General features: G+C 60.3%; 19 protein-coding genes. 17 read left to right on the forward strand and 2 right to left on the reverse strand.

Annotated features, from left to right (window positions below; genetic code table 11):
- The first annotated feature begins 139 nt into the window (after positions 1 to 139).
- The 4 genes from KVG95_RS09065 (at position 140) to KVG95_RS09080 (ending at position 5627) form a co-directional block, all read left to right on the forward strand.
- Complete coding sequence (locus tag KVG95_RS09065) at positions 140 to 2572, forward strand: TonB-dependent receptor (RefSeq protein WP_217855826.1); 2433 nt, start codon at positions 140 to 142, stop codon at positions 2570 to 2572.
- 63 nt (positions 2573 to 2635) lie between these two features.
- The gene (locus tag KVG95_RS09070; protein ID WP_217855828.1) at positions 2636 to 3820 is read left to right on the forward strand and encodes an ABC transporter substrate-binding protein; all 1185 of its coding nucleotides are present in this window, start codon (positions 2636 to 2638) and stop codon (positions 3818 to 3820) included.
- Entirely contained in the window at positions 3817 to 4878 is a 1062-nt protein-coding gene (locus KVG95_RS09075; protein WP_217855830.1) for a FecCD family ABC transporter permease, read from the forward strand. The genes KVG95_RS09070 and KVG95_RS09075 overlap by 4 nt, the downstream gene beginning before the upstream one ends.
- Positions 4872 to 5627: an ABC transporter ATP-binding protein gene (locus KVG95_RS09080; protein ID WP_217855831.1), complete on the forward strand. Its 756-nt coding sequence runs from the start codon at positions 4872 to 4874 to the stop codon at positions 5625 to 5627. Before KVG95_RS09075 ends, KVG95_RS09080 begins: the two co-directional genes overlap by 7 nt.
- Positions 5628 to 5636: 9 nt before the next feature.
- Here the strand turns inward: KVG95_RS09080 and KVG95_RS09085 are convergent, their stop codons facing one another.
- Positions 5637 to 6617 (reverse strand): site-specific integrase, encoded by a 981-nt coding sequence (locus KVG95_RS09085; RefSeq protein ID WP_225922991.1) that lies wholly within the window; start codon positions 6615 to 6617, stop codon positions 5637 to 5639.
- Between the two features lie 140 nt (positions 6618 to 6757).
- Here KVG95_RS09085 and KVG95_RS30015 point away from each other — a divergent pair, with 140 nt between their 5' ends.
- From KVG95_RS30015 to KVG95_RS09100, 4 genes are read left to right on the forward strand one after another with little or no spacing between them, the layout of a single operon-like run.
- On the forward strand, positions 6758 to 6883 hold the full coding sequence (locus KVG95_RS30015; protein ID WP_264082257.1) for a hypothetical protein: 126 nt from the start codon (positions 6758 to 6760) through the stop codon (positions 6881 to 6883).
- Positions 6880 to 7224: a 4-amino-4-deoxy-L-arabinose-phosphoundecaprenol flippase subunit ArnE gene (arnE, locus tag KVG95_RS09090; RefSeq protein ID WP_217855832.1), complete on the forward strand. Its 345-nt coding sequence runs from the start codon at positions 6880 to 6882 to the stop codon at positions 7222 to 7224. The genes KVG95_RS30015 and arnE overlap by 4 nt, the downstream gene beginning before the upstream one ends.
- Complete coding sequence (gene arnF, locus KVG95_RS09095) at positions 7221 to 7634, forward strand: 4-amino-4-deoxy-L-arabinose-phosphoundecaprenol flippase subunit ArnF (RefSeq protein WP_217855833.1); 414 nt, start codon at positions 7221 to 7223, stop codon at positions 7632 to 7634. Before arnE ends, arnF begins: the two co-directional genes overlap by 4 nt.
- Positions 7631 to 9010, forward strand: coding sequence for a UDP-glucose dehydrogenase family protein (locus tag KVG95_RS09100; RefSeq protein WP_217855834.1), 1380 nt, complete (start codon positions 7631 to 7633; stop codon positions 9008 to 9010). The genes arnF and KVG95_RS09100 overlap by 4 nt, the downstream gene beginning before the upstream one ends.
- Positions 9011 to 9342: 332 nt before the next feature.
- On the opposite strand, the gene KVG95_RS09105 is transcribed toward KVG95_RS09100, so the two are convergent.
- Positions 9343 to 10308, reverse strand: coding sequence for a LysR family transcriptional regulator (locus tag KVG95_RS09105; RefSeq protein ID WP_217855835.1), 966 nt, complete (start codon positions 10306 to 10308; stop codon positions 9343 to 9345).
- 306 nt (positions 10309 to 10614) lie between these two features.
- Here KVG95_RS09105 and argH point away from each other — a divergent pair, with 306 nt between their 5' ends.
- The 9 genes from argH to KVG95_RS09150 all read left to right on the forward strand — a co-directional run bounded on the left by argH (position 10615) and on the right by KVG95_RS09150 (position 20343).
- Positions 10615 to 12042: an argininosuccinate lyase gene (gene argH, locus KVG95_RS09110; RefSeq protein ID WP_217855836.1), complete on the forward strand. Its 1428-nt coding sequence runs from the start codon at positions 10615 to 10617 to the stop codon at positions 12040 to 12042.
- A gap of 151 nt (positions 12043 to 12193) precedes the next feature.
- On the forward strand, positions 12194 to 13072 hold the full coding sequence (locus tag KVG95_RS09115; protein WP_052966338.1) for an amino acid ABC transporter permease: 879 nt from the start codon (positions 12194 to 12196) through the stop codon (positions 13070 to 13072).
- Between the two features lie 10 nt (positions 13073 to 13082).
- The gene (locus tag KVG95_RS09120; RefSeq protein ID WP_217855837.1) at positions 13083 to 13847 is read left to right on the forward strand and encodes an amino acid ABC transporter ATP-binding protein; all 765 of its coding nucleotides are present in this window, start codon (positions 13083 to 13085) and stop codon (positions 13845 to 13847) included.
- Between the two features lie 53 nt (positions 13848 to 13900).
- Positions 13901 to 14725, forward strand: coding sequence for an ABC transporter substrate-binding protein (locus KVG95_RS09125; RefSeq protein WP_217855838.1), 825 nt, complete (start codon positions 13901 to 13903; stop codon positions 14723 to 14725).
- A 272-nt stretch (positions 14726 to 14997) separates the two neighbouring features.
- Positions 14998 to 15846 (forward strand): polysaccharide deacetylase family protein, encoded by an 849-nt coding sequence (locus tag KVG95_RS09130; RefSeq protein WP_217855839.1) that lies wholly within the window; start codon positions 14998 to 15000, stop codon positions 15844 to 15846.
- Positions 15839 to 16726, forward strand: coding sequence for a polysaccharide deacetylase family protein (locus tag KVG95_RS09135; protein ID WP_217855840.1), 888 nt, complete (start codon positions 15839 to 15841; stop codon positions 16724 to 16726). The genes KVG95_RS09130 and KVG95_RS09135 overlap by 8 nt, the downstream gene beginning before the upstream one ends.
- Positions 16723 to 18129, forward strand: coding sequence for an MmgE/PrpD family protein (locus tag KVG95_RS09140; protein ID WP_225922971.1), 1407 nt, complete (start codon positions 16723 to 16725; stop codon positions 18127 to 18129). Before KVG95_RS09135 ends, KVG95_RS09140 begins: the two co-directional genes overlap by 4 nt.
- 184 nt (positions 18130 to 18313) lie before the next feature.
- The gene (locus KVG95_RS09145) at positions 18314 to 19492 is read left to right on the forward strand and encodes an MFS transporter (protein ID WP_217855841.1); all 1179 of its coding nucleotides are present in this window, start codon (positions 18314 to 18316) and stop codon (positions 19490 to 19492) included.
- Between the two features lie 155 nt (positions 19493 to 19647).
- Positions 19648 to 20343 (forward strand): HPP family protein, encoded by a 696-nt coding sequence (locus tag KVG95_RS09150; RefSeq protein ID WP_217855842.1) that lies wholly within the window; start codon positions 19648 to 19650, stop codon positions 20341 to 20343.
- The last annotated feature ends 140 nt before the right edge of the window (positions 20344 to 20483 follow it).

Raw genomic sequence — 20483 nt, forward strand, 5'->3', positions numbered from 1 at the left:
GCAAGCCCGCTCCCACATGGAATCTGGGGGGCATACAAAACGCCTCGCAAAAAAATTGCGGCGCAGGTGATACTTTTTTTGATCTCGACTGGCTAGGGAAGGAAGAACTTCTCAACCTCGTCGAAAGGGTCATCACTCCATGTTCGTTGCACGCCCTCAGTGTTCGGATCGCTCATTGAAACTGGCTGTCCGTAGCGCGTTGCTAAGCCTTGCCCTGACCGGTGTCGCTAGCCCGTTTGCCTCGGCCGCCGCGCCGGTACAACAGGATGCCACCGCCACCCGTGCCTACAACATCGCGCCGGGGCCATTGGGTGCAACGTTGTCGAGATTTGCCGTCGACGCCGGCATTGCCCTGTCGTTTCAACCTTCGATGACCGAAGGCCTGACCAGCCCGGGCCTGTCGGGCACTTACTCGACGCAGGAAGCGCTGAGCCGATTGCTGGCCGGCAGCGGCCTGGAAATCGTCTCGCGCAATGACGGCAGCTATACCCTGGCACCGCGCCCGGCCGACAGCGCAGGCGGGTTGACCCTTGACGAAACCACCGTCAATGGCATCGACGCTCGCACCAACAGCCTGCCGCCGGTTTATCCCGGCGGTCAGGTTGCGCGCGGTGGGCGCCTTGGTCTGCTGGGCAACAAGGATGTGATGGACGCGCCCTTCAGCGTCAGCAACTACACCTCGGCCCTGATGAAGGATCAGCAGGCGGTCACCGTGGCGGATGTGCTGGAGCGTGACTCCTCGGTGCGTTCCACGGGCCAGACCGGTGGCATTGTCGACTCCTTCTTCATCCGTGGCTTTCCGGTGGGTGAAGGCAACCTCGGTGAGTTGGCATTCGACGGCGTGTACGGCGTGGCCCCCAACTATCGGGTGTTTACCGAGTACGCCGAACGCATCGAAGTGATCAAAGGCCCTGGCGCCCTGCTCTACGGCATGTCACCCAACAGCGGCGTCGGTGGCGTGATCAACGTGGTGCCCAAGCGTTCTCTCGATGACGACCTGACCCGGTTCACCGCCAGCTATGCCATGGACTCGCAGATCGGCGGGCACATCGACGTCAGTCGGCGCTTCGGTGAGGAACGCCAGTTCGGCGTGCGCATCAACGGCAGCACCCAGCAAGGCGACACCGCCATCGACGATCAATCCCGTGATGTCGATATCGGTTCGATCTCGCTGGATTATCAGGGTGACCGCCTGCGCACCACCCTGGACCTGATCAGCCAGAAGGAAGAATTCGACGGAGCGTCACGGCCGTTCCTCATTGCTTCCGGCGTGGACGTTCCCTCTGCAGCCAATGGCCGGACCAACGTCAGCCAGGACTGGGGTTGGTCCGAAACCCGTGACAAGTCCGCCCTGCTCGGTGCCGAGTACGACCTCAACGACGCCCTGACCGTGTTCGCCCACGCCGGCGGCGGCAAGTCGGATGTCGCGCGAATGTCCGACCAGACCCCGACCATCCTCAACAGCGCTGGTGATACGCGATCGGTCCCCGGCTATTACAAATTCGAAGTCGAGCGCTACACCGTCGATGCCGGTGCCCGCCTGCGCTTCGACACCGGCCCGATCAGCCACAGCACCACCGTGCAGGTCACCCGTTACCGTGACGAGTTGTCCAGGGGCATCAACTCCGGGCCGGCGGTTCTGTCGAACATCTATCACCCGGTCGACCGTCCGAAACCGTCGATTGCCAGCCCCGATGCGCTGAAAGTCTCCGAGACCGAACTGTCCGGTGTGGCCCTGGCCGACACCCTGTCGATGATGGACGAACGCTTGCAGGTCACCCTCGGCCTGCGCAAGCAGAACATCAAGTCCGATAACTACAACACCGCCGGTGTGGTCACCACCTCGTACGATGAAAGCGAAACCACGCCGCTGTTCGGGGTGGTGGTCAAACCCTGGGATCACGTTTCGTTCTACTACAACTACATCGAAGGCTTGAGCAAAGGCGACATCGCACCGGCCACGGCCTCGAACTCGGGTGAAATCTTCGCGCCTTACATCTCCCGTCAACAGGAAGTCGGGGTCAAGGTCGACTACGGTACCTTCACCTCCACACTCGCCCTGTTCCAGATCAAGAAGCCCAGCGGCGAACTGGCCAACGGCGTGTTCTCGGTGGAAGGCGAACAACGCAACCGTGGCGTGGAGTTGAACGTGTTCGGTGAAATCGCCCAGGGCACGCGGCTGCTCGGTGGCGTGACCTTGCTCGACGCCGAACTGACCAAAACCGGCACTGCCGCCAACCGTGGCAACAAACCGGTGGGCGTACCCGAGGTTCAGGCCAACCTCTGGGCCGAATGGGACACCCCGTGGGTCGAAGGTTTGACGCTGACCAGCGGCGCGATCTACACCGGCAGCCAATACGTGAACCAGGCCAACACCCAGGAACTCGATCCATGGACCCGCTTCGATGTCGGAGCGCGTTACGCCACGCGCATCGCGGAACACCCGACCACGTTCCGGGCGACGGTGCAGAACGTATTCGATCGTGAGTACTGGTCCGGTGTCGCGTCTTACGGCGCCTTCTCCCAAGGTTCGCCGCGCACCCTGCAACTGTCGGCCACCGTCGATTTCTGAAAACGTTCAGCCCGAGCAGTGGCCTGAGCCGCTGCTCGGGCTGACCCTGTAAAGGCTTCAACCATGGCATCTGTTCATCGACACAGCCACGCCTTCGTTGCCCTGCTATTGGCAGGACTGCTGGGCGTGGCGTTGTTTTTTTCACTGGCGCCGCGCAACGCGGTTGCCGCGGTTCAGGACCCTGCAGCAGTCACGGTGACCGACTTGCTGGGACGCAAGGTCAAGGTTCACCTTCCAGTCAGACGGGTGATTCTCGGTGAAGGTCGTCAGCTGTACCTGGTCGCCGCGCTGGATACGCAGAACCCGATCGAGCGCATCGTCGGTTGGCGCAAGGATTTGATCCAATCTGATCCGGACACCTACGGCGCCTACCTGCGCAAATTCCCCGACATCGCGAAGATCCCCACCTTCGGCGGCTTTGAAGACGGCACGTTCGACATCGAGCAAGCCATCTCCCAGCAGCCGGACGTGATTATTCTCAACATCGAAGCCCAACACGCCACTGAAGACGCCCGCTACATCGAGAAACTCGACGCCCTAGGCATTCCGGTGGTTTATGTCGACTTTCGCAACAACCCGATGGACAACACCGAACCGACCATGCGCCTGTTCGGCAAGCTGTTTGGCAAGGAAGCACGCGCCGAGGCGTTCATTAATTTCCGCAACCAGCAGATCCGCCGCGTTACCGACGTCATCAAGGCCAGCCAAGCGCCGCGCCCGAATGTGTTCATCGAGCGTATCGGCGGTTACACCGATGACTGCTGCCTGAGTTTCGGCAACGAGAACTTCGGTCGTTTCGTCGAGATGGCCGGCGGCAACAACATCGCCAAAGGCATTATTCCCAGCACCTTTGGCCAGTTGAACCCTGAACAGGTGATTGTCGCCAACCCGGATCAAGTGGTCGTGACCAGCGCCAACTGGGAAGCCTTTGCGCCCAACGGCCGTTGGGTCGGTGTCGGCCCGGGTGCCGACCTCACAGAGGCCCGACGCAAACTGGCCTGGTACACCCAGCGCCCGGCGTATGCCGGGATCAAGGCTCAGGGCACCCAGGCGTTTCATGGGATCTGGCACCAGTTCTATAACAGCCCTTACCAATTCGTGGCCATCCAGCAACTCGCCAAATGGTTTCACCCGACACTGTTTGCCGACCTCGATCCCGACGCCTCGTTTCGCGAACTGCATGAGCGATTCCTGCCGGTACCGTACGAATCGGGTTACTTCGTCAGCCTGAAGGAGAGCCGTCAATGAGCTCCTTGGGCGAAGCGCAGATCGTACAACGCGACACGTATCGTCAATTGGTGCTGCGCAAACGGCTGATCCTCGCGGCGTTGTTGGTGTTGCTGGTGTGCAGCGTGTTGCTGGATCTGGCCCTGGGCCCCGCCAGTTACAGCGTGAGCGAAGTACTCAATGCGCTGTTTTCACCGGACACCGCGTCGGCGCAAGTGCGGGTGGTGATGTGGGAAATCCGTCTGCCGGTGGCGCTGATGGCGGTGGCGGTCGGCGCGGCGTTGTCGCTGGCCGGAGCGCAGATGCAGACCATCCTCAACAACCCCCTTGCCAGTCCTTTCACCCTCGGTATTTCTGCCGCCGCCAGTTTCGGCGCGGCCATGGGCCTGGCCTTCGGCGTGGCGCTGTTCCCGTTGGCGGCGCAGTACATGGTGCCGGTGAATGCCTTCATCATGGCGATGCTTTCCGCGCTGCTGATCCATTTCCTGAGCATGCGCCGTGGCGTGACGGCGGAAACCATCGTGCTGCTCGGCATTGCGCTGGTGTTCACCTTTAATGCGCTGCTGGCGCTGGTGCAGTTTTTTGCCACCGAACAAGCCGTCGCGGCGGTGGTGTTCTGGACCATGGGCAGTTTGACCAAAGCCACCTGGCCGAAACTCGGGGTGATTTGCCTGGTGATCCTGATCACCCTGCCGATTTTCGCCAAACGTGCCTGGGCTTTGACCGCCCTGCGCCTGGGCGATGACAAGGCCGCGAGTTTCGGGATCAACGTGCGCAGCCTGCGCTTTCAGACGCTGATCATGGTCAGCCTGCTCGCCTCGTTTCCGGTGGCGTTTGTCGGCACCATCGGCTTTATCGGCCTGGTCGGACCGCACATTGCGCGGATGCTGATCGGCGAAGATCAACGGTTCTTTCTACCCGCCTCGCTGCTGACCGGCTCGCTGATTCTGTCCGCCAGTTCAGTGGTCAGTAAAACCCTGATCCCGGGCGCGATATTTCCCATTGGCGTGGTCACCTCGCTGATCGGCGTGCCGTTCTTCATATCTCTGATTCTCAGCGGGAAGAAAAACTCATGGTGAAGATCCAGCTTGAGAACCTCGGCGCCCGCTACGGCCAGCGCGAGATCATTTGCGGCGTGACCACCTCGACCTTCACCGGTGGCCAGGTGGTCGCCGTGGTCGGGCCGAACGCGGCGGGCAAGTCGACCCTGTTCAAGCGCATGGCCGGGCTGATCGATGGGCCAGGTCAAGTCATTCTGCAAGACTCGAAAAAAGGCTCACGAGGCATCAGCTACATGCCCCAAGGCCTGAATGCCAGCGCCCGCCTGACGGTTTACGAGTCAGTATTGCTGGCGCGCAAACAGCTAACGCCTGGCTGGGTCGTGCACGACGACGAGTTGAGATTGGTGGACGAAATCCTCGGCGCGCTGGGGATCACCGACCTGTCCTTTCGCAACCTCGGCGAACTCAGCGGCGGCCAGCAACAGCTGGTGTCGATTGCGCAAACCCTGGTGCGCGAGCCGGAAATCTTGCTGATGGACGAGCCGACCAGCGCCCTCGACATGCATCGACAGGTGCAAGTGCTGAACTTCATGCGTGCTCTGGCGCGTAAACGCGAGGTGATCGTGTTCATCGCGATCCACGACCTGAATCAGGCCCTGCGCTTCGCCGATCAGGTGCTGGTCATCGCCAACGGTACCAGCCACGGCAGCGGGCCCAGCGATGAGGTGATCACTGAGCAGATGCTGCGCGAGGTCTACAAGGTCGAAGCGCGGATCGAGAAATGCAGCCGTGCCCAGAGCCACATTCTGATCGACGATATCGTCTGAAACCCGACGTCAAAGGTCGAAGCGGTCCACTGCCCGACGGCGTTCATTGTCGTCGCGCACATCGTAATTGGCGGTGGTCTGGATGTTGCTGTGATGGGCCAGTTTCTGCGCAATCGACAGATCGTGCTCTTCAATCACGCGGGTAATGAACGACCGTCGGAAATCATGCGGCATGATTTTCACCCCGACCTGTGCGCCGCGTTGCCGGGCAATGTAGTAGATCGCATGTTTGGTGATGCGCTCGCGGGTAATGTGGCTGCCACGGCGGATGCGGTTGAACAGGAACGGATCGTCCGTCTCGCCCTCCTTTAACTGCGAACGCCGCAACTCCAGCCACGCATCCAGTTTGGCGAAGGCCCAGGCTGGCGCGTACTTGATCAGCTGTTTGTTGCCCTTGGCGGTGACGCACAAGCTGCGCTCGGTGAAATCCACCTGGGCGAGATCGAGATTCACCGATTCCGATTTGCGCATCCCCGAACCGTACAGAATCCCGATGATGGCAGCGTCCCGTAGCCCTTGTGGCCGTGGATCGGCGGCGCAGACCTCCATCAAGTCTCGAATCAAGGTGCGCTTGAGGTTGCGCCCCTGGGGCAGTCGCGTGCCGGCAATGCCTTTGACCGAACGCATTTTCAGCAAGTGCTCCTGACTGATCAGGCTCATGCGCCACGCTTCGTTCATCACCCCTCGCACCGCGTTAACGTAGAGCGATGAGGTGTTCGGCGCGTAGCCGTCTTCGCGCAAGGTCGCCACCAGCGCAATGACATCCTCGGGTTGCAGCTCGTGCCAGGGAATCTCTTCGATGTTCATGTCTTCGAAGTCCAGACGGTCAGCGGCGTCCTGCAACACATAACGCATGGTCAACTGGCTGGACGGCGCCAGACGCGCCAGATACAGGGTCAACGGGTTGGCTTTTGAAACGATGGATTCAGTAGTAGGTAAGTCAATCAATGAAACGGCCTTGAAATGAATAAATACGCAGGCTCCCGTCATCCTTTGAGCCCGCCGGGCCGTCACGCTGCCGACCATGGACTGGAAAGTCAATGGTGGCTTCTTGGGTTGTCGGCGAAACCAGGCATCGCCAATACCGAACGTCTGCTTGACTGGAAACAACACGATAGACGAATTGAAACATGACCCGGCCTATCCTGACTCAGCAACCGTGGCTGCTCGAAGTCCACCAGCGACTGCCCAAGGATGGCAAACGTTATGAACAAGGCAATCTGATGATGCTGATTTTGCCTCAGGAGGCATCATGAGCCTGCTGCTCGTATTGGCTGCCTGCCTGCTGACCTGCCTGGGCCAAATCGCCCAGAAGTACGCCGTGGAAAGCTGGCGCGGCAAGACGTCGGGCTGGGGCGAGAAACTGCGCTCGCCGTGGCTGTGGCTGGCGCTCGCCGCTCTGGGATTGGGCTTGCTGGTCTGGCTGCTGGTGTTGCAGCGCCTCGAAGTCGGCGTCGCCTATCCGATGCTCAGCCTGAATTTCGTGTTGATCACGCTGGTCGCCCGCTTCATCTTCCACGAAACCATCGACCGCCGTCACTGGCTGGGCGTTGCGCTGGTGATCGCTGGTGTGGCCTTGCTGGGGCAACACGCATGAGCCTGCGTCGCGGACTTGCCTTCGCCCTGGGCAGCGTGCTGCTGGGTAGTGCCGCGCAGTTGGGCATGCGCTGGAGCATGACTCGCCTGCCCCATCCCGAACAGTTAATAAGCGCCTTGAGCAACGGCAGCGTCGATGCGTCCGCCGTGGCCGTCGTGCTGGCCGCCATCCTTGCCTATGCCGTGTCGATTTTCACCTGGCTCGCCGCCCTGCGGGATTTGCCCCTGGGTCGGGCCTATTCGCTGCTGAGCATCAGCTACGCGCTGGTGTACGTGCTGGCCGCCAGCCTGCCGCTGTTCAACGAAACCTTCAGCCTTTCGAAAACCCTGGGGGTGGCGCTGGTCATCCTCGGTGTCATCACCATCAACTCTCGACCTGCTCGCGCGCCCACTCTCAGGAGAGCTCCATGAAAATCAGTGTATTTGGCAGCGGTTATGTTGGCCTGGTGCAAGCCGCCGTCCTGGCTGAAGTCGGCCACGACGTGGTGTGCATGGACATTGACGAGAACAAAGTCGCGTTGCTGCAACAGGGCCACGTCAGCATCTTCGAACCGGGGCTGGCCAGCCTGGTGCGTGAGAGCCTGGAGGCCAAACGGCTGCAGTTCACCACCGACGAAAAATTCGCGGTGCAACATGGCCAGGTGTTGTTCATCGCCGTCGGCACGCCGTCCCGGGAGGATGGTTCGGCGGACCTGTGCCACGTGTTGTCGGTGGGTGAAGCCGTGGCGCGTCACCGTGAACAACCGGTGATTCTGGTGGAGAAATCCACGGTGCCGGTGGGCACGGGCGATACCCTGCGCGCGCATATCGAAAAGTGCCTGCTCAAGGTCGGTCGGCTGTTGCAGTTCGATATCGTCTCCAACCCCGAGTTTCTCAAGGAAGGTTCGGCCGTGGCCGATTGCCGGCGCCCGGACCGTATTGTCATCGGCTGTGAACGCGATGACGTGCGCGACGTGATGCGCGACCTCTACGCCCCATTCAACCGCAACCATGACCGCATCATGTTCATGGACCTGCGCAGCGCCGAACTGACCAAATACGCCGCCAACTGCATGCTGGCGACCAAGATCAGTTTCATCAACCAGATTGCCGAGCTGGCCGAACACTTGGGCGCCGACATCGAATCGGTGCGGCTGGGCATCGGTGCCGATTCGCGCATCGGTTATCACTTCATCTATCCCGGCTGCGGTTACGGTGGCTCGTGTTTCCCCAAGGACATGCGCGCGCTGATTCACAGTGCCGAAGCGGCCCATTGCTCCAGCGACCTGTTGCAAGCGGTGGAAGCCATCAACCAGCGGCAGAAACACAAACTGTTCGAACGCATCAACGCCTTCTACAAAGGCGATTTGCGCGGCAGAACCTTCGCCGTGTGGGGCCTGGCCTTCAAACCCAACACCGATGACATGCGCGACGCGCCGAGCCGGGTGCTGCTGGAATCATTGTGGGCCGCCGGGGCTCATGTGCGGGCGTTCGACCCGGAAGCCATGCAGGAAACCCAACACCTTTACCCTGATGAATCTAAGCTGATGCTTATGGGCACACCAGAATCGGTTCTTGCCGGGGCCGACGCCTTGATCATCTGCACCGAATGGCAGCAGTTCAAGGCGCCGGACTTCAACCTGATCCAGCAACGGCTTAACGCACCCGTGATCTTCGACGGGCGCAACCTGTACGACGCCGAACGCCTGGCCCGCAGCGGTTTCCTGTACTTCCCGATGGGCCGCGGTGAATCGCGTAACCTGCCGATTCCCCATCAGCAATGGCCAGCGGCCTCGGTCGTGGCCTGACGCGCCGCTAACTGCCGAAGGCCGCGATCTTTCGCGGCTTTGAAGTTGCTGAAGATCAAGATCAAAAGATCGCAGCCTGCGGCAGTTCCTACATAAAGCTCGGTGTACGCAGGCCTTGTAGCAGTTGCCGAAGGCTACGTCGCCGGTATTTCGATCAAACGATTACCTGGCGCCGCACCATGCCCTTGTAGGAGCTGCCGAAGGCTGCGATCTTTTGGCGGCTTCGAAGTTGCCGAAGATCAAGATCAAAAGACCGCCGTCTGCGGCAGCTCCGACATAGAAGTATTGTCCGTTAGTTATTGTCAGCCACGCTGGAACACATAGGCTTGACGTCAAACCGGCGCCTTCAAATCCACCCCTAACGCCTGGGTAAACGCCTTCACCAGCGGACTGCGCACGGTGTTGTGGCGCAGGATCAGATTGAACGGCGTGACGATGTTGATCAGGTCCGGACGCACCGCCCGAAACTGCCCCTGAGCCACCAACGTTGCGGCGTAGTGCTCGGGCAGAAAACCCACAAAACGGCCGGTCTTGACCAGCAGCGCCACGGCTTCGACTTGAGTCGCCGAGGCGGAAAAGCTGTCGTAGCGGGCAAAATTCAGTTTGTCTCGATGGATCGCGTAACGGTGGTTAATGCACTCGTAATCCTGCAGCACATTGCTGCCCATCTCCGCCTCCGGCATCGAGAACAGTGGATGGCCGACGGCGCAATACACGTACGAGCGTTCTTCATAAAGCGGGAAGTAATCGAACTCTTCCCTTTTCTGATAAACCGGCACGATTCCGGCCATTAAACGCCCCTCGACTACGCCTCTTTCTACTTCATCTAACTGAGACGCCTGAAGTTGAAACCTTACTTTCGGCGATTCTTCATTCATCTTTCGAATCGCCGCAACTAACGGTGAATTATCGTCGGTAATCGTATTATCAATAACACCCACCCCAAGGTCGCCAATCAGTTCGTTCTGGGCTGAACTAAGCCGATCACGAAAGTTGTCGACCGAGGCAAATAAATCGATTGACGCCTGGTACACCAGACGCCCTTCTTCGGTCAGGTGAAAGCCTTCCCGCCCTCGGGTACACAGGCGCATGCCGATGCGAATCTCAAGGTCGGAGATCTGTTTGCTGATGGCTGCCAGGCCCACATTCAGCTCATTCTGCGCTGCGCTGAAGCCGCCGGCCTCGACCACGGCCTTGAACACTTTGAGCAGTTTGAAGTCCAGACCGCTGAGGGCCAGCGGTGCCCGATGTACCGTTTTTGGCGGCGGGTTTCCGGAATTGGAAAGTGGGGTTTCCATAATGCTTATTTACCTCTGGCGCCCTATTCAACAATCTGTGCCCAACAACAAAAACATAGCTGGCCAATAATAATGAACACAGAAAACAAGGCTTGGCAACCGTTAATAAATCCCGCAGATCAGTGCCAACTCACTGATTTCGAACTATTAAAAGCTGACACTTCGATCAGCTCTCGCCATTTAGCAACTGCGCTTTTCCCCTGCCCTTGAATTTGATTGAGCCGAACCACGTCCGAATGATTTTTCGGCGGGTGTTTCGGGCTCGGTATACCGATTTCAATTCGCTTTACGACGAGGAAAACAACAATGTCTCAAACCACCGACCGTCTCTGGGGGGCCCGCTTCAAGAGCGGCCCGTCCGAAGCCCTGGCGGCCCTGTCCCGTTGCCCTGAGCGCTACTTTCGCCTCACCCCGTACGACCTCGCCGGTTCCAAGGCGCATGCCCGGGAATTGCAGCGCGCAGGGCTGTTGAGCGAGCAGGAAACCCAGACCATGCTCGACGCCCTGGAGCGTATCGGTGATGACTTCCGTGCCGGCAGCATCGCGCCGACGCTGGACGACGAAGACGTCCACACTTTCATCGAGCGCCTGCTGACCGAACGCCTCGGCGCACTGGGCGGCAAGCTGCGCGCCGGCCGTTCACGCAACGACCAGACCGCCAACGACCTGCGGCTGTTCCTGCGGGATCACGTGCGCACCCTGGCCGTCGAAGTGCTGGCCTTGCAACAAGCACTAGTGGACCAGGCCGAGCAACACATCGAGAGCATCTGCCCGGGTTTCACTCACTTGCAACAGGCCCAGCCGATCGTCTTCGCTCATCACTTGCTGGCTCATGCCCAATCGATGCTGCGCGACGTGCAGCGTCTGGTGGATTGGGACGTGCGCACCTCGCTGTCGCCACTCGGCGCCGCAGCCATGGCCGGTTCCGCCATCGCGCGCCTGCCGCAGCAGTCGGCCAAGGAAATGGGCTACAGCGGCGTGTGCGAAAACTCCATCGACGCCGTGGCCAGCCGCGATCACGTTGCCGAGTTCCTGTTTATCGCCAGCATGCTCGGGATCAACATTTCCCGCCTCGCCGAAGAATTCTGCCTATGGTCGTCGCGGCAATTTCGCTGGGTCGCACTGGACGATGCCTACGCCACCGGCAGTTCGATCATGCCGCAGAAGAAAAACCCGGACATCGCCGAACTGGCCCGGGGCAAGGCTGGTCGCCTGATCGGTAACCTGACTGGTTTGCTGTCGACCCTCAAATCCCTGCCGCTGTCCTACAACCGCGACTTGAGTGAGGACAAAAACGGCGTGCTCGACAGCGTCGACACCTTGCTGCTGGTGTTGCCGGCCATGGCCGGAATGGTTGCGACCATGAAGGTCAACGTCGAAGAACTGCGCCGTCAGGCACCGCTGGGTTTCACCCTCGCTACCGAAGTGGCCGACTGGTTGGCGGTGCGCGGTGTGCCGTTCAAGGAAGCTCACGAGATCACCGGCGCGCTGGTCCAGGCCTGCGAGAAGCACGACATCGAATTGTGGGAAGCGTCCCCGGCGCTATTGGCCGAGATCGATCCGCGGCTCAAGCCTGAAGTGCGCGACAGTCTGACCCTCGAAGCCGCCATCGCCGCCCGCAGCGGCTGGGGCGGCACCGCGCCGCAACAGGTGCGCGAGCAGATCGGTCGACTGAAAACCGCCCTCGCTGCGCAGCACGAATGGACCGAGAACTATCAAGGTTTCCGGCTCTGAAGCAGGACACAAAACCTGTGGGAGCGGGCTTGCTCGCGAAGGGGCCGTGTCAGTCGCCATTTATGTTGAATGACACACCGCATTCGCGAGCAAGCCCGCTCCCACAGGGGATTGTGGTTGGCTTGAATTACCAAGTGTACGGAGAAATAACATGAGCCAGACTCAGGCAGAACGACTCCAGGCGGAGCGCAAACTGGCGGAAAACCAGTTCGATATCACCCAGTACCAGCATGTGCCACGGCGTTACTACGGGCGGATTTTCTTCGCCACGGTGATCGTGATTGCGATTGTCGGCCTGGTGCGGGCCTTCGCCGAAGGCAAGATCGAATGGTCGTACATCGGCCAGTTCCTGACCTCTCAGGCCATTATGTGGGGCCTGCTCAATACCATCGTCATGGCCGTGCTGGCGATGGCGCTGGGCATCGTCTTCGGGGTGATCACGGCGATCATGCGCATGTCGGCCAACCCGATCCTGCGCTATGTGGCGCTGACCTACACCTGGCTGTTTCGCGGCACGCCGCTGATCCTGCAACTGCTGCTGTGGTTCAACCTGGCGCTGATTTTCCCCACCATCGGCATCCCCGGCCTGTTCGAAATGGACACCGTGAGCCTGATGACGCCGTTCGTGGCCGCCCTCCTCGGCTTGAGCATCAACCAGGGCGCCTACACCGCCGAAGTGGTGCGTGCCGGCCTGCTCTCGGTGGACACCGGGCAGTACGAAGCCGCCAAGTCGATCGGTATGCCGCGTTTGCAAGCCCTGCGCCGGATCATCCTGCCCCAGGCCATGCGGATCATCATTCCGCCGGTGGGCAACGAGTTCATCGGCATGGTGAAAATGACCTCCCTGGCGAGTGTCATCCAGTACTCGGAACTGCTCTACAACGCCCAGAACATCTACTACGCCAACGCCCGCGTGATGGAGCTGCTGATCGTCGCCGGTATCTGGTACCTGGCCACCGTCACTGTTCTGTCCTTTGGTCAAAGCCGTCTGGAGCGTCGTTTCGCTCGCGGCGCCGGCAAGCGTTCTTGAGGAGTTCAACATGAGAAGCATCGTCAAGGCCGTGAGCCTGAACAAGTACTACGACCATTTCCACGCGCTCAAGGACATCAACATCGAGGTCGAGCAAGGCGAAGTGCTGTGCATTATCGGCCCGTCCGGCTCCGGTAAGAGCACCCTGCTGCGCTGCGTGAATCAGCTGGAAAAAATCGACAAGGGCGGCCTGTGGGTCGACGGCGAACTGGTGGGTTACCGCATCGCCGGCAACAAACTGCACGAACTCAACGAGTCGCAGATCGCCCGTCAGCGCCTGGCCACCGGCATGGTGTTCCAGCGTTTCAATCTGTTCCCGCACATGACTGTGCTGCAAAACATCATCGAAGGGCCGTGCCAGGTGCTCAAGCGTTCGCCCAAAGAAGCGCACGAAGAAGCCTTGGAATTGCTCGCTCGCGTCGGCCTGTCCGACAAGCGCAACAGCTACCCGATCGAACTGTCGGGCGGCCAGCAACAACGGGTGGCGATTGCCCGCGCGTTGGCCATGCGACCCAAGCTGATGCTGTTCGATGAACCCACTTCGGCACTCGACCCGGAACTGGTCGGTGAGGTGCTGTCGGTGATGCGCGATCTGGCGCAGAGCGGCATGACCATGATCGTTGTCACCCATGAACTGGGCTTCGCTCGCGAGGTTTCCAACCGCATGGTGTTCATGGACGAAGGACAGATCGTGGAGGCTGGAAGCCCCGAAGAAATACTAATAAGTCCACAAAACCCTCGCACCCAAAGCTTCATTTCTGCCGTTCGAACCTAAGCGCCAGCCTCGGAAACCAAGAGCTGCGTAACAACACTCATAAGAGAACGACCATGAAGAACTTCGTTATTCCAGCAGTACTCGCAGGCGTTATGGCTTCCGGCTTCACCTGGGCCGCCGAGTTACCGGCCAGCATCAAGGAAAAAGGTGAGGTCGTGGTAGCGATCATGCCGAACTACCCGCCGATGGATTTCAAGGACCCGGCCACCAACACCCTCACCGGTCTCGACGTTGACCTGGGCAACGCCCTGGCCGAACGTTTGGGCGTGAAGATCAAATGGCAGGAAACCGGCTTCGAGCAAATGATCAACGCGCTGACCACCGACCGCGTCGACATGGTGATGTCGGGCATGACCGACACCGCCGAGCGTCAGGCCAGCGTGACCTTCGTCGACTACTTCACCAGCGGCCCGCAGTTCTACACCTTGCAGAAAAACAAGGACACCAACGAGATCATCGACCTGTGCGGCAAGAAAGTCGGCACCAGCCGACGTACGACCTTCCCGGCGGAAATCGCCGAGTGGAGCAAGGCCAACTGCGAAGCCGCCGGCAAGCCTGCGATCAACGTGATCGGCACCGAAGGCTCGGCCGACGCCCGCGCGCAACTGCGCCAAAGCCGTATCGACGCGGCCATGCAGGGCAGCGAAACCCTGCCCTACCTCAAGACCCAGGAAAAGGACATGTACAAAACCGTGGGCCTGCCGATTTCCAAGCAGTTCACCGGGCTGGGCGTGAGCAAGAAAAAGCCTGAGCTGAGTGAAGCGGTGAAAGTGGCGATGCAGAGCATGGTCGATGACGGCAGCTACCAGGCGATCCTTAAAAAATGGGACCTGGAACTGGGCGCGATCAAGACCGTGACCATCAACGCCGGCAAGTAATGCTTGCCCCGTAGGAGCGAGGCTTGCCCGCGAAAGCGATTTGACAGGCGACATAGATGTTGAATGTGCCGGCCTCTTCGCGAGCAAGCCCGCTCCCACATTAAGTCTGGGTCTGATCACAATTTTGTGGCCAACCGATAAACCTGTGGGAGCGGGCTTGCTCGCGAAGGCGGTGTGTCATTCAACGTCAATATTGACTGGCAGGGCCTCTTCGCGAGCAAGCTTCGCTCCTACAGGGACTGTGTTTTATCTATAAATAGTTGGAGCACCACATGTCCTCCTCACCACAACCCACCTGGCCCGATCAGCACACAGCCTGCCTCGCCCTGGCCTTCGACCTCGATGGCCCGACCGGCGATGCGATGCTCAACGGTTCGATCTGGCGCAAGCCCGAGTATTTTGGTTTCGGTGGTTACGGCCCCTATCGGGCGCTGCCGCGCATTCTCGATTTGCTGGATGAGTTCCGGATCCCGACCACGTTCTTCGTCCCGGCCTGGGTCGTTGAAAACTGGCCCAAACAGTGCCAGGCGATTGTCGAGCGCGGGCATGAGGTGGCCTACCACGGCTACAAACACGAATCCTTTTACGCCCTGACGCTGGACCAGCAAAAGGACGTGATGAGCAAATCCCGCGAGGTGTTCTGGAAACACCTGAACATCCGCGCCGAAGGTTTTCGCACGCCATCCGGCGACTGGCGAGCCGAGACACCGGCCATGCTGGTGGAAGCCGGCGTGACCTATTCCAGCAGCATGCGCGGCGATGACCGGCCGTACCTGGTCAACGTGCCGGGCTCCGATACGCCGCTGGTGGAAATCCCCGGGCGCTGGGAAATGGATGACTACTCCTCCCTCGCCTACACCCGCGCGCCGGACTTTCCTTCGGGACTCGACCGCACCGCCAGCTACGCGTTGACCCTCGACAACTGGTGCCGCGAGTTCGACGGCGCCATGGATGAAGGATTGTGCCTGACCACCCTGTTCCATCCCAAGATCACCGGCAAACCGGGGCGCATCCTGCTCCTGGAAAAATTCTTCGAACACATGCGCCAACGCGACGACGTCTGGTTCGCCACCTGCCGCGATGTCGCCCACTGGTGGCTGAAGGAGCATCACCATGGCTGATTCCACTGTCTGGCCCAACGGCTACCGCTGCGCCGTGGTGCTGACCGTCGATTACAACGACATCCACGGCATCCTCACCCAGGCGCCGGAAGTCGCCGGGCGCGACAAAACCTTGTCGGTGTGGCGCTATGGCACCCAACGCGGTGTCGAGCGTTTGCTCGGGTTGTTCGAAGAACTACGCGTTTCCAGCAGTTGGTGCATCCCCGGCATCGTTGCCGAGGAAAACCCGCAGCACATCCGGGCGATCCTGGCCGGCGGGCATGAGATTGCCTGCGCCGGATATCGCCATCAGAACTACGACAACCTGACGCTGGCCGAGCAGAGCGCCGAAGTCGCCAAGGGTTGCGCGGCCTTGAGCGCGCTGACCGGTCAGCGTCCGACAGGCTTTCGCATCCCCGCCGGCAACGGTGCGCCAGGTTTCATCGAGGCGTTAAGGGAGCAAGGCATCCGCTGGGATTCGTCATGGCGCGGCGATGATTTGCCCTTCGCGCACCCGACCGCGCCCGACGTGATCGAGTTGCCGTTGCACTATGAACTGGAAGACGAGCCCTACTTCGCCTTCAACCTCAGCCCGGCGGTGCCTCCCGCGCAATCGCGGATCGCCTCTTACAGCCATACCTTGGGCAACCTGCAAATGGACTTCGCCGGGTTTCATCGATTCGGGCTGTGTTACGTGCTGCGGCTGCACCCGGAAATCATCGCCACGCCTGGGCGGATCGGCGTGTTGCGCGAATTGCTGCAAAGCATTCAACAGCATAACGACGTGTGGATCGCCACCGGTGCCGAGGTCGCTCAGTGGTGGGCTGAGTCGGCAGCGCCCTTGGACGAGGATCACCCAGCGGCGGTGTACGAACGTCATTACCGGGATTACGGCGTATGAAAGATCAAGAGATCGCAACCTTCGGTGGCGCCTACGATGGGGTCATGCGGATGGAGCGGCTGGCGCAGTTCTGCGTCGATACTCGCTTCGAAGATTTACCACCCGCACTGGTCGTGCAAGCCAGGCGACACATCCTCGACACCTTCGGCGTAACCCTGGCTGGGGCTGGCAGCGATGTGGCGAAGCAGGCACGTCGGGTTTTCGAGGGTGAAGCCGGGAATACGTTGGTCTGGGGCACCAGTCAGCGAGTCGGCGCAGCGCAGGCCGCCATGCTCAACGGCATCGCCGCGCATGCCCTGGAGCTGGACGACACCGGCGGCTGCGACCACTCCGGCGCAGTGGTGCTGCCGGCGGTGATGGCCGCGGTGTCGATGTCTGAGCGATCGGTTTCTGAAACACCGGTAAGTGGCCGCGAGTTGATCACCGCTGTAGTGATCGGCTACGAAATCGGCCGCCGGGTGCTCGAAGCCTGCGGCAGTTACTCGGCCCACAACGGCGCCGGTTGGCACTCCACCGCGACGTGCGGGGTGTTTGGGGGGGCAGCGGCCAGTGCGCGAATTCTGGGTCTGGATGCGCAGCAAACCCTGGCAGCGCTGGGCATCGCCGGTAGCTTCAGCGGCGGTCTTTGGGCCTTCATTCATGACGGTTCACAAAGCAAAAAACTCCACAGTGGTCGGGCCGCCGAAGGTGGATTGCTGGCGGCGCGGTTTGCTCAACAAGGCATCACCGGCCCGACAAAGCTGTTCGATGATGTCTGGGGCGGTTTTCTCAAGACCCTCGCGGCGGATACCGCCGTGCCTGAGGCGCTGGATGCCGAACTGGGCCATGTGTGGAAACTCGCCCGCTGCTCGATCAAGCCCTACGCGGCATGCCGAGGGACGCATTCGGCGATCGATGCATTGGGCCTGTTGCTGGATCAATTGCAGGTCAGCGCGGATCAGGTCGAGAGCGTTCAGGTTTCGTTGTGCGGATTTCTTCAGGACATGTGCGGCGGTCAGGACATCAACACCCTGCCGGCGGCGCAGATGAGCCTGCGTTATGCCCTCGCGGCCCGGTTGGTGCATGGGCATTGCCGGTTGGAAGCCTACGACGATGAACAACGCCATCACCCGCGGATTGCTCACTGGATGTCGCGCATTCACCTTGAAGTCGACCCGCTACTGTCGGAGGATGGCGAGCCTGTGGTCAGCCTGCAGACCGTGGACGGTCGGCAAGCGAGCCTGTGTGTTGAGGTGCCGCTGGGCGCGCCGGGCAATCCGCTGAGTGATGAGGCGCTGGAGGAGAAATTCTTCAGTCTGGCTGGGCGGGTTATGCCACGGCAGCGGGCGGAAGGATTGATTGAGCAGTTGTGGCGGCTGGAAGAACTGGAGTCGGTTCGGGTGCTTGATCGATGGCTGACTTGAGTATGGCATTGCCTGATCCGGCCTCTTCGCGAGCAAGCCCGCTCCCACAGTTGATCGGGGGTTGATCACAAATTTTGTGATCGGCACAGTTCTAATGTGGGAGCGGGCTTGCTCGCGAATGGCAGCGACTCGATATCCCGGCGAACACTACAGAATCTAAATAAATAAGGACATTTGCCCCACCGTGGCCACTTACTCCCTCGTTATTCGCCGCTTGATGATCGTTTCGCTGACCATCGTCGTCAGCCGCGCCATTACCAGCCCGTTGCTCACCCTGTTTCTGAGCAACAAACTCGGCCTCAACCAACAGGACGTCGGCCTGTTGCTGGGCATCGCGGTGTTTATCGCCACCCTGCTCGCCCTTTACGGCGGTTACATCATCGACCGCCTGGAAAAGCGCCGGCTGCTGATCCTCGCCATGCTCTCCAGCGCCATCGGTTTCGTGCTGCTGACCTTCGCCGAAAACCTCTACCTGACCACCGCCACCCTGGTGATCACCGAAACCGCCTCGGCGCTGTTCCTGATCGGGTCCAAGGCGATCCTCAGCGAAAACCTGCCTATGGGCCAGCGCGCCAAGGCTTTTTCGCTGCGTTACACCCTGACCAACATCGGCTACGCCACCGGCCCCATGCTCGGCGTGGTCATCGCCGGGGTGCAGCCAACAGCGCCGTTCCTGATTGCCGGCGGCATCGCATTCTTCAGTATTTTCCTGATGAGCGGGATTCCCAAAGACCCGGCCCAGATACCCGCCATCGGCCAGCCCCAGAGTTTCCTCAAAACCCTGATCACCCTGAAGAACGACCGCACGCTGATCATGTTCACTTGCGGCTGCCTGCTCAGCACCGTGGTGCACGGTCGTTTCACCCTGTACCTGTCGCAATACTTGCTGGTCACCCAAGACACCAAACGTGCCTTGGAAACCATGGCTGCCCTGCTCGCCTGCAACGCCATCAGCGTGATCCTGCTGCAATATCAGATCGGCCGGTTCCTCAAACGTGAACAACTGCGCTACTGGATTGCTGGGGGCACCAGCCTGTTCATCCTCGGGTTGATCGGTTTCAGCCTGGCTGACAGTCTGGTGAGCTGGTGCGTGGCGATGTTCATTTTCACCCTCGGCGAAATGATCATTTATCCGGCCGAATTCCTCTTCGTCGACACCCTGGCCCCGGAAGAACTGCGCGGCAGCTACTACGGCGCGCAGAACCTCGCGGCCCTCGGCGGTGCGCTGAGCCCGGTGATCTGTGGCTATCTGCTGATGCATACGCCTGCCCCCACCATGTTCTATGCCCTGAGCGCATTGACGGCGATGGGCGGTTTTCTCTGCTTCATGAGCGGTCGGCGCGTGGCAATACTGCATAAATAATGCACTGAAGCTGCATTAATATGAATTTGTCAGCATCAGGAATGATCGGCACACTGTGCGGCGTTCCTCCCCCAATAGTTGGAACTACTTCAAGGGCTTTCTGGGTATCCCAGCTAAGCCTTTTTTTTGCCTCGATTTTTTGGATTGTTTGCCTCATGTTTGCTCGCTGGTTACCTGCCGCCATCAATACCCGTCCTTCAGAATGGAGCCGCGCCGCTATCGGCATGTCGCTCGGCACGATGTTCAGCGTCTGGCTCTGCAGTCAGGTATTCGGCATGCAAGTGGCTCAGCACTTGATCGGCCCGCTGGGTGCCTCCGCAGTATTGCTGTTTGCCGTGTCCTCAGGCGCCCTCGCCCAGCCTTGGTCGATTCTTGGCGGCTACTTGAGCGCCGGGGTGGTTTCGCTGCTGGTCGCTCACGTACTCGGACGCACCCTCGGCAGCGCCTGCCTCGCGGCGGGCATGGCGCTGATTCTGATGTGCTGGCTGCGTTGCCTGCACCCGCCTGCGGGAGCGTTGGCGTTGCTGTTGGTGTTGGCAGACCCGGCGACCATTGCCCTGGACTGGAAAGCACTCGGCCCGGTGATGCTCAGTGGCTCGACGATGCTGCTCAGCGCACTGGCGTACAACAACCTGACGCGCATTCGTTACCCAAAACGTCCCGCTGAACCGGCACCGATGATGCCCGTCCCCGACAGCCAGGCGATCACTGCCGCGGATCTGAAACTGGCCCTCGCCGACATGGAGGCCTTCTACGACATCACCCCCGAAGACCTCGAACAACTGATTCATGCCAGTGAGCTGCATGCCAAGCGGCGTAGCATCGGTGAAGTGCTGAGCAGCAGAACCTGAGGAAAAGGATTTTGTGGTGTGCAGGCTTACCCCGATGCCAGTCAGTCAAGCGCAACCCCACAGGTTCCGTATCTTGACTGACAGATTCGCCGCCGGTTGCTGCCGAAGTTTGCATTCCTTTGATGGTGCCTTAAGGTAAA

The organism is Pseudomonas farris (assembly GCF_019145235.1).
In the GTDB taxonomy this organism is placed as follows: Bacteria; Pseudomonadota; Gammaproteobacteria; order Pseudomonadales; family Pseudomonadaceae; genus Aquipseudomonas; species Aquipseudomonas farris.

Coding starts and splice junctions, on each gene's coding strand:
- KVG95_RS09065 (WP_217855826.1), top strand. CDS start 140: ATGTTCGTTGCACGCCCTCAGTGTTCGGATCGCTCATTGAAACTGGCT.
- KVG95_RS09070 (WP_217855828.1), top strand. CDS start 2,636: ATGGCATCTGTTCATCGACACAGCCACGCCTTCGTTGCCCTGCTATTG.
- KVG95_RS09075 (WP_217855830.1), top strand. CDS start 3,817: ATGAGCTCCTTGGGCGAAGCGCAGATCGTACAACGCGACACGTATCGT.
- KVG95_RS09080 (WP_217855831.1), top strand. CDS start 4,872: ATGGTGAAGATCCAGCTTGAGAACCTCGGCGCCCGCTACGGCCAGCGC.
- KVG95_RS09085 (WP_225922991.1), bottom strand. CDS start 6,617: ATGACGGGAGCCTGCGTATTTATTCATTTCAAGGCCGTTTCATTGATT.
- KVG95_RS30015 (WP_264082257.1), top strand. CDS start 6,758: ATGACCCGGCCTATCCTGACTCAGCAACCGTGGCTGCTCGAAGTCCAC.
- arnE (WP_217855832.1), top strand. CDS start 6,880: ATGAGCCTGCTGCTCGTATTGGCTGCCTGCCTGCTGACCTGCCTGGGC.
- arnF (WP_217855833.1), top strand. CDS start 7,221: ATGAGCCTGCGTCGCGGACTTGCCTTCGCCCTGGGCAGCGTGCTGCTG.
- KVG95_RS09100 (WP_217855834.1), top strand. CDS start 7,631: ATGAAAATCAGTGTATTTGGCAGCGGTTATGTTGGCCTGGTGCAAGCC.
- KVG95_RS09105 (WP_217855835.1), bottom strand. CDS start 10,308: ATGGAAACCCCACTTTCCAATTCCGGAAACCCGCCGCCAAAAACGGTA.
- argH (WP_217855836.1), top strand. CDS start 10,615: ATGTCTCAAACCACCGACCGTCTCTGGGGGGCCCGCTTCAAGAGCGGC.
- KVG95_RS09115 (WP_052966338.1), top strand. CDS start 12,194: ATGAGCCAGACTCAGGCAGAACGACTCCAGGCGGAGCGCAAACTGGCG.
- KVG95_RS09120 (WP_217855837.1), top strand. CDS start 13,083: ATGAGAAGCATCGTCAAGGCCGTGAGCCTGAACAAGTACTACGACCAT.
- KVG95_RS09125 (WP_217855838.1), top strand. CDS start 13,901: ATGAAGAACTTCGTTATTCCAGCAGTACTCGCAGGCGTTATGGCTTCC.
- KVG95_RS09130 (WP_217855839.1), top strand. CDS start 14,998: ATGTCCTCCTCACCACAACCCACCTGGCCCGATCAGCACACAGCCTGC.
- KVG95_RS09135 (WP_217855840.1), top strand. CDS start 15,839: ATGGCTGATTCCACTGTCTGGCCCAACGGCTACCGCTGCGCCGTGGTG.
- KVG95_RS09140 (WP_225922971.1), top strand. CDS start 16,723: ATGAAAGATCAAGAGATCGCAACCTTCGGTGGCGCCTACGATGGGGTC.
- KVG95_RS09150 (WP_217855842.1), top strand. CDS start 19,648: ATGTTTGCTCGCTGGTTACCTGCCGCCATCAATACCCGTCCTTCAGAA.